This is a genomic window from Vibrio sp. 779(2023), from assembly GCF_033344285.1.
Lineage (GTDB): Bacteria > Pseudomonadota > Gammaproteobacteria > Enterobacterales > Vibrionaceae > Vibrio > Vibrio alginolyticus.
The window spans coordinates 1-1,128 of the sequence record NZ_JAWPOM010000178.1; the positions used below are offsets into that span (position 1 = coordinate 1).

Annotated in this window: 2 pseudogenes; one reads left to right on the forward strand and one right to left on the reverse strand. The window is 45.7% G+C overall.

What is annotated here, in order from left to right:
- Positions 1–319: pseudogene (locus tag R8O70_RS25895) on the forward strand (serine protease); the annotation flags it as partial.
- A gap of 91 nt (positions 320–410) precedes the next feature.
- On the opposite strand, the pseudogene R8O70_RS25900 reads toward R8O70_RS25895, so the two are convergent.
- A pseudogene (locus R8O70_RS25900) lies at positions 411–1,128 on the reverse strand (VPA0450 family T3SS effector inositol phosphatase); the annotation flags it as partial.

Sequence of the window (1,128 nt, forward strand, 5' to 3'; positions counted from 1 at the left end):
CTCGATCAACAATAGTATTGTTTCTCTCACTTGGAACTATTCGGGGGATCAAGGTGCCATTGCAGGCTTTAGAGTCGAACGCGAGAGTTGGAATGCAAAACGTAATCGATGGCAAAGCCTAAGCAGTTGGGATGTTCTCGACCCTACGGCCACGGCGTTTGAAGAGTCCAGTGCCAAAGGCGAAGTGCATTATCGTGTTGGCACCATTCAGCAAAGCGATGGTTCTTTGTTCTGGAGTGGATGGAGCGATAACATCACGGTTGCTGGTTCTGGTGGTGGTAAGGGCGGCGGAAAAGGTGGAGGAAAGCCGAACAAATGATCGCCATGAAAAAGGCCCGAGAAGAGGGCCTTTTTGTGTTTTTAACTTTCTATGTTTTCCATATCGAACAGAGATAAATACGGCTCTGTGGCTAAAGATTTGCCACGAATTGTTTATTAAACTCAGCGTTTACTTTATCGCTTAGCTGTTCGTATTTTTCGCTCAACGCAATTTGCTGTGCTTGTAGATGAGTTGGGTTCTTAGCAAGATCAGAGGCATGAAGTTGGCCCATCTCCTCCATAAAGCCGCTAGTTAGCTGGCTGAAGATCGCGTCTTTACCGATAATAAAGCTCGCAAAATTCTCTTTCACGAATGCTTGTTCATTCGGGTTTAAGTTTTCTAAACCCAGACGTGCTTGGTTAGCAGAGGTTACATCATCAAACGTTGCGTTAGCTGGGTTCGTGCCTGGCTTCAGATAGGCGGCATCATTTTTAAAGTCATTGGCATTTTGAGTAAATGCGTTTTCAATCAACTTTTGAGAAAAGCTTCTGACTTCGAATGTTGACTGCACTGGCTTATGGTCGCTGACATTCTCAAAACCCTCTGTGATAACACTGGTTTGGTGGTTCTGTAAGTTGCCCGTTTTGTTGGTTAAACCAGTGTTATCCAGCTCACCGAAGTCAGGGCGATCTCGGCCTTCTTTCTGCTTAATATTGCCAGTGTGCTTATCTAGCTGCATGTAAGTATGGCTATCGAGTGGTTTGAACTTAAAGCCATGTTTCGCTAAGTGCGTATCATCGTGGGCAATTGGGTCGTACAGCACATCAGAGCCTTCAGCAACGCGCTTCTCACGTTCATTGAGATCGCCA